Source organism: Vibrio hepatarius (assembly GCF_001274785.1).
Taxonomy (GTDB): domain Bacteria; phylum Pseudomonadota; class Gammaproteobacteria; order Enterobacterales; family Vibrionaceae; genus Vibrio; species Vibrio hepatarius.
The window spans coordinates 78,728-84,767 of sequence record NZ_LHPI01000002.1 but is presented as its reverse complement, the minus strand read 5'-3'; the positions used below and the strand labels follow the sequence as shown (position 1 = coordinate 84,767).

The following is a 6,040-nucleotide window of genomic DNA, read 5'->3' as shown; positions in this document are numbered from 1 at the left end:
GGATTATCATCAACGAGTGCCCACACAGATTGATAGGTTTATATTGTTAAAGAGCGCTCTTCTTTGTGACTTACATCACTTCGGAAGAGGCGGTCATTTTAGCGAGATAAAGTTTAGTGTCAACCACTTTTTTCAAACTTTTTTCAAGTCATTCGACTTGGCTAAGTGACCTGCTAACCCGGTATTAACTGTTCCGAAACATCAGCTTCGAAGCGTTCCCGTGTCAGCGAGGGGGCATTATAGAGATCGCCGTCACGTTGGCAAGCCCTTTTTGCAGTTTTTTTTGATTTTTTTGCCTTTTGGGTATTTTCTATCCAAAAGCACCTGTTTTAGGTACTCTTCTACCGCTTGTCAGCCCTAAACCAGCATATATAAGGATAAAAAATGAGCGCTTTACGCAGTTACAAAGGAATCACACCACAGATCGGCCAACGTGTTTATATCGATAGTAGCTCAGTCTTGGTGGGCGACATTCAAATTGGCGACGATTCGAGTATTTGGCCACTCGTTGCGGCTCGTGGTGATGTAAACCATATCCATATCGGCGAGCGCAGCAATGTTCAGGACGGCAGCGTATTGCACGTCACACATAAGAATGCTGAAAACCCTGACGGTTACCCTCTTATTATTGGTAACGATGTCACCATCGGCCACAAAGTGATGCTGCACGGCTGCACAATTCGAGACCGAGTACTTGTTGGGATGGGCGCGATTGTATTGGACGGTGTCATAGTTGAAGAGGAAGTGATGATTGGCGCGGGTAGCTTGGTGCCACCAGGGAAGACGTTGGAGAGTGGTTTTTTGTATGTGGGAAGTCCAGTTAAACAAGCTCGTCCTTTAAGTGATAAAGAGCGAGCCTTTTTGCAAAAATCTGCCGACAACTATGTGCAGAATAAAGAAGACTATTTACATCAAGTCGAAGAAATCAGCTAATGACCTCTATCTGACCCGACGCGTTAAACTCTTCCTCTTCTATTAGATCTTCAGCAAGCTCTTCCAGTTCAAAACGACACTGGCAAAACACATCAAGAGCTTGCTGCTTATCTGCTATTGTCTGCCCAGAGATTTTTTCCAGCTCGGCTTGACGAACAAAGCACTCAATCAGAGCTCCAGATTGCTGGGCAGGAAACGTTATGGCTTGCTGCTCTTCATCCCAACTTTGGATATCGGGGAATAGAATCGATTGATTCATTATGCGCCTTCTAGGTTTTTTCTAAGTTCTCGTAAGATCTGTTTTGTACCCGGTCTTAAACCGCGCCACAACATAAAACTTTCTGCCGCTTGCCCCACCAGCATTCCAAGTCCATCGTACGCCGCCGCAACACCATTTTCCATCGCCCATTGATTAAACGCGGTTTTCCCCGCGCCATACATCATGTCGTACGCGTAAGTATGTCGGGTAAAGATAATAGGAGATATCGCAGGCAGTTCACCGGATAAGCTCGCAGACGTGGAGTTAATAACCACGTCGAATACGTGATCGATTTCGTTCATGGCCAGCGCTTTAATCTCACCATAAGGTGAGAATAGCTCAGCCAGTTGCTCTGCTTTTGATAAGGTGCGGTTGGTAATGATAATTTCTGCTGGTTGCTGGTCGAGCAAGGGTTTAATAACACCACGCGCAGCGCCACCCGCACCAATTAATAAAATGCGAGCCCCCGCTAGCGGGACTTGATATTGCAACAAGTCTTGCACTAACCCTTCACCGTCAGTGTTATCACCAATGATATCGCCATCATCAAGCTTTTTCAGCGTATTCACAGCTCCAGCCAGTTTAGCGCGTTCGGTCAAACGAGTGGCAAATTGATACGCCTCTTCTTTAAAAGGCACTGTGATGTTACACCCCTTACCGCCAGTGGCGAAAAACTCTTTCGCCGCTGGGATAAAACCATCAACAGGCGCGAGTTCTGCAGTATAGGTTAATGACTGATTCGTCTGGCGAGCAAATAACGTGTGAATGAAGGGTGATTTACTGTGTCCAATGGGGTTACCAAAAACGGCGTAACGATCAGTTTGCTGTGTCATATCCTTACCTACAGAAAAATAAAGGGTCAATGCCTAAGCAATGACCCTATCACTATCTATATAAGGAGAAAAGCTTTACCACTCTCTCGGTTTGAGGAAGTAATCGTACAACTCGGCTTCTGGTGAACCCGACTCAACCTGGTAGCTATATTCCCAACGAGCCAAAGGCGGCATCGACATTAAGATGGATTCTGTGCGTCCACCACTTTGTAAACCAAATAAGGTGCCACGGTCAAAGACGAGGTTGAACTCCACATAACGACCACGTCGGTATAGCTGGAACTGACGTTCGCGATCACCGTACTCAGTATCTTTGCGACGCTCTACGATCGGAATATACGCTTGGGTATACCCTTTACCCACCGCCTTGATGTAATCGAAGCACTTATCAAACTCCCACTGGTTGAGGTCATCAAAGAATAAACCACCGACACCGCGCGTTTCATCGCGATGAGGTAAATAGAAGTATTTGTCACACCAAGCTTTGTGCTCTGCATACACCTCTTCACCAAACGGAGCACACACTTCTTTGGCCACGTCGTGCCAGTACTGCGCATCCTGTTCGAACGGGTAAAACGGCGTTAAGTCAAAGCCACCACCAAACCACCAGATCGGCTCTTCGCCTTCTTTTTCAGCAATAAAGAAACGGACATTCGCGTGCGAGGTCGGTACATACGGGTTGTTCGGGTGCATCACTAATGAAACGCCCATCGCTTCAAAGTGACGCCCTGCCAATTCCGGACGGTGCGCCGTCGCTGAAGCTGGCATCTGTTTTCCCTGAACGTGCGAGAAGTTTACCCCGCCTTGCTCAAAGACCGCGCCGTCTTTCATTACGCGCGTTCGGCCACCGCCTCCGAGTCGCTCTCCCGGCTCACGGTGCCAAGCGTCTTCGACAAACGTCGCTTGGCCGTCAACTTGCTCTAGTTGCTGACAAATTGAATCTTGTAGATCCATTAAGAACTGTTTAACCGCTTCTTTATTTATGGCTGACATTCTGTTTCCTGTTAACCCTGTCTTAATACGTGTGAGGTTTTCGCATCGCGAATTTCGCTGGGCTTATCTCGGCCGCCTGTGTCACCGACTAAAATCGCCACCAGTTGGTCACCCAACTGTTGCTGTACTTGCTCGGTGGTCATGCACGGTGGTTGACCGGTCAAATTTGCGCTGGTAGAGGTTAACGGCTTTCCAAAGGCATTACACATCTTTTGTACCAAAGGATGATCGCTAACACGCACTGCAATAGAGTTGTGTTCGCCTGAGACCCATTTCGACACTCGCTCACTCGACGGCATAATCCAAGTCACTGGCCCCGGCCAAGTCTGCTTTACGTCATTGAGTTGCGTTTCAGATAACTGACTTTCATCGATATAAGGCAGCAACTGTTGATAACTGGCGGCAATCAAGATCAGTCCCTTTTCGACTGGTCGCTGTTTCAGCGCTAACAGTTTTTGAATCGCTTCTGGATTGTCGGGATCACAGCCGACACCAAACACGCCTTCAGTCGGGTAAGCGATCACTTCGCCGTCTTGCAACGCTTTAAGTACCTGGTCAAAGTTGTCCACCATCGATTCCTATTCAATCTCGCTTATTTCTAGCCGTCAGTTTACAAACAATCACCGAGTGAGACTAAAGCTATTTATTTTTAATTTTCATCATCCTTTTTCAAACACCGCGCAAACGTTTGCTTCGAGTTAAAATCCCCGTATAATGCGCACAAACTGATCCTCACCTATTTAGTGCAGCGTTTAAGGAGTTTGAGATGAAAGTCGGTATCATCATGGGTTCAAAATCAGATTGGCCAACCATGAAGCTTGCAGCAGAAATGCTCGACAAGTTCGGTGTTGAGTACGAAACCAAAGTGGTTTCCGCTCACCGCACACCTCAACTACTTGCCGATTACGCCAACAGCGCAAAAGAACGCGGACTAAAAGTGATTATTGCTGGCGCTGGCGGTGCGGCTCACCTACCGGGAATGGCGGCGGCCTTTACCAGCTTGCCTGTTTTGGGTGTACCGGTTCAATCTCGCGCTCTAAAAGGCATGGACTCACTACTATCAATTGTTCAGATGCCAAAAGGCATCGCGGTGGGTACTTTAGCGATTGGCGAAGCTGGTGCAGCAAACGCAGGCATTCTTGCAGCGCAAATCATCGGTACTCATGATGAAAGCGTGATGGCAAAAGTGGAAGCGTTCCGTAATGAGCAAACCGAAACCGTTCTCGCTAACCCAAACCCAGCAGAGGACTAATCTAATGCACGTTTTAGTGTTAGGCGCAGGGCAACTGGCTCGCATGATGTCACTCGCAGGTGCGCCGCTAAACATTGAGATTTCCGCGTATGACGTGGGCAGTGAAACTATCGTTCACCCGCTCACTCAAACCGTGCTAGGGAAAGGATTAGAAAATGCCATCGCTAAAGCCGATGTTATCACTGCCGAGTTTGAGCACATTCCTCACGATATCTTAGCGATCTGCGAACAAAGCGGAAAGTTCTTACCCTCGGCGCAAGCGATCAAAGCCGGTGGCGACCGCCGCATCGAAAAGACGCTACTCGATGATGCTGGCGTACGTAACGCGAAATACTACGTGATTCAAACGAGAGAAGATTTTGACCTCGCGATTGAACACGTTGGTATTCCAATGGTGCTAAAAAGTGCTTTGGGCGGTTATGACGGCAAAGGCCAATGGCGCTTGAAGCAACTCGACCAAGTTGAGGCGATCTGGGCTGAAATGGCGGCTTGTATTGCAGAAACCGAGACTCAAGCGATTGTCGCCGAAGAATTTGTTCCGTTCAGTCGTGAAGTGTCCTTGGTCGGCGCGCGTGGCAAAGACGGCTCGGTTGCAGTTTACCCATTGGCAGAAAACGTGCACACCGACGGTGTACTCAGCCTATCGACCGCGATCTCAGACATAGAGTTACAGCAACAAGCTAACGAGATGTTCACCGCCGTAGCAGAAACGCTCGACTATGTCGGCGTCCTTGCACTGGAATTTTTTGACGTTGATGGCGCACTGCTGGTGAACGAGATTGCACCGCGTGTACACAACTCAGGGCACTGGACGCAACAAGGCGCAGAGACGTGTCAGTTTGAAAACCACCTGCGCGCGGTGTGTGGTTTACCGCTAGGCAGCACTAAACTGATTCGTGAAACCTCGATGATTAACATCTTGGGTGAAGACAGCGTACCTAACAGCGTATTAGAAATGGCGGGCTGTCACATTCACTGGTACGGCAAAGAGAAACGTCCTGGACGTAAGATGGGCCATATCAACGTCTGTGGAGACTACTCTGGTGAACTGCAGCGCAACCTCTGTGCGCTCGCGGATGTACTGGATGAGCAAGCGTTTCCCGCCGTGCATCAATTCGCAGCAAGTGTATTATCAGACCAATAAACAAAAACGGCGCTCAATGCGCCGTTTTTAATTCTCTTCTTGAACGTGATGACATTTCCTATCCGCACATTGGTATTTGCTGCCGCTGGCTGACTTCTTTTCTATCAGCAGTGGATAACCACATTTTTCACACTTTCCTGTGACGGGTGGCTGATTAACGGCAAACTTGCACTTAGGATAGTTGTCACACGCATAAAACAGTTTACCAAAGCGTGTCTTTCGCTCCACCAACTGACCTTTTGCACATTCCGGACAAGAGATAGACGGCGCTTCTTGGTCGTCTTCGGGTTGGTCAAGCGACTCAATATGATGACATTGAGGATAGTTGCTACAGCCGATAAACATGCCATAACGACCTTGGCGCAACACCAACTCACTCGCACATTCCGGACAAGGAATGCCAAGCTCTTTAATGATGTGGCCATCGTTTTGGTGTAGGGGTTTGATAAAGTCACAAACCGGGTATTGGTCACAGCCCAAAAATGGACCGTGCTTGCCATGGCGAAGGTGTAGTTCACCATGGCGTTGTTCTGATTGGCACTTAGGGCAGGCTTGGTGCTCTAATGCATGTTCATGAGCTGAAAACAGCTGATGGTCGATCTTACTGCTCATAACTTATCGCGGTA

Annotated in this window: 8 protein-coding genes; 3 read left to right on the top strand and 5 right to left on the bottom strand. The window is 48.4% G+C overall.

What is annotated here, in order from left to right; all coding sequences use genetic code 11:
* Positions 1–384: 384 nt before the first annotated feature.
* A complete protein-coding gene (locus AKJ31_RS05330; RefSeq protein WP_053408073.1) occupies positions 385–933 on the top strand; it encodes a gamma carbonic anhydrase family protein in 549 nt (182 codons plus the stop codon).
* Here AKJ31_RS05330 and AKJ31_RS05325 read toward each other — a convergent pair.
* From AKJ31_RS05325 to tsaC, 4 genes are all read right to left on the bottom strand, one after another.
* Positions 926–1,192, bottom strand: coding sequence for a DUF1488 family protein (locus AKJ31_RS05325; RefSeq protein ID WP_053408072.1), 267 nt, complete (start codon positions 1,190–1,192; stop codon positions 926–928). The genes AKJ31_RS05330 and AKJ31_RS05325 overlap by 8 nt on opposite strands.
* Complete coding sequence (gene aroE / locus AKJ31_RS05320) at positions 1,192–2,025, bottom strand: shikimate dehydrogenase (protein WP_053408071.1); 834 nt, start codon at positions 2,023–2,025, stop codon at positions 1,192–1,194. The genes AKJ31_RS05325 and aroE overlap by 1 nt, the downstream gene beginning before the upstream one ends.
* Before the next feature lie 75 nt (positions 2,026–2,100).
* A complete protein-coding gene (gene hemF / locus AKJ31_RS05315; RefSeq protein ID WP_053408070.1) occupies positions 2,101–3,018 on the bottom strand; it encodes an oxygen-dependent coproporphyrinogen oxidase in 918 nt (305 codons plus the stop codon).
* Between the two features lie 11 nt (positions 3,019–3,029).
* A complete protein-coding gene (gene tsaC / locus AKJ31_RS05310; protein WP_053408076.1) occupies positions 3,030–3,587 on the bottom strand; it encodes an L-threonylcarbamoyladenylate synthase type 1 TsaC in 558 nt (185 codons plus the stop codon).
* A gap of 197 nt (positions 3,588–3,784) precedes the next feature.
* On the opposite strand from tsaC, the gene purE reads away from it, so the two are divergent.
* A complete protein-coding gene (gene purE / locus AKJ31_RS05305) occupies positions 3,785–4,270 on the top strand; it encodes a 5-(carboxyamino)imidazole ribonucleotide mutase (protein ID WP_053408069.1) in 486 nt (161 codons plus the stop codon).
* Between the two features lie 4 nt (positions 4,271–4,274).
* Complete coding sequence (locus tag AKJ31_RS05300; RefSeq protein WP_053408068.1) at positions 4,275–5,414, top strand: 5-(carboxyamino)imidazole ribonucleotide synthase; 1,140 nt, start codon at positions 4,275–4,277, stop codon at positions 5,412–5,414.
* 27 nt (positions 5,415–5,441) lie between these two features.
* Here the strand turns inward: AKJ31_RS05300 and AKJ31_RS05295 are convergent, their stop codons facing one another.
* Positions 5,442–6,026: a DNA topoisomerase family protein gene (locus AKJ31_RS05295; RefSeq protein WP_053408067.1), complete on the bottom strand. Its 585-nt coding sequence runs from the start codon at positions 6,024–6,026 to the stop codon at positions 5,442–5,444.
* Positions 6,027–6,040: the final 14 nt, after the last annotated feature.

Excerpts from the sequence above, each read along its gene's own strand:
- purE (WP_053408069.1), top strand. The coding sequence starts at position 3,785 with ATGAAAGTCGGTATCATCATGGGTTCAAAATCAGATTGGCCAACCATG.
- AKJ31_RS05330 (WP_053408073.1), top strand. The coding sequence starts at position 385 with ATGAGCGCTTTACGCAGTTACAAAGGAATCACACCACAGATCGGCCAA.
- aroE (WP_053408071.1), bottom strand. The coding sequence starts at position 2,025 with ATGACACAGCAAACTGATCGTTACGCCGTTTTTGGTAACCCCATTGGA.
- AKJ31_RS05300 (WP_053408068.1), top strand. The coding sequence starts at position 4,275 with ATGCACGTTTTAGTGTTAGGCGCAGGGCAACTGGCTCGCATGATGTCA.
- hemF (WP_053408070.1), bottom strand. The coding sequence starts at position 3,018 with ATGTCAGCCATAAATAAAGAAGCGGTTAAACAGTTCTTAATGGATCTA.
- AKJ31_RS05325 (WP_053408072.1), bottom strand. The coding sequence starts at position 1,192 with ATGAATCAATCGATTCTATTCCCCGATATCCAAAGTTGGGATGAAGAG.
- AKJ31_RS05295 (WP_053408067.1), bottom strand. The coding sequence starts at position 6,026 with ATGAGCAGTAAGATCGACCATCAGCTGTTTTCAGCTCATGAACATGCA.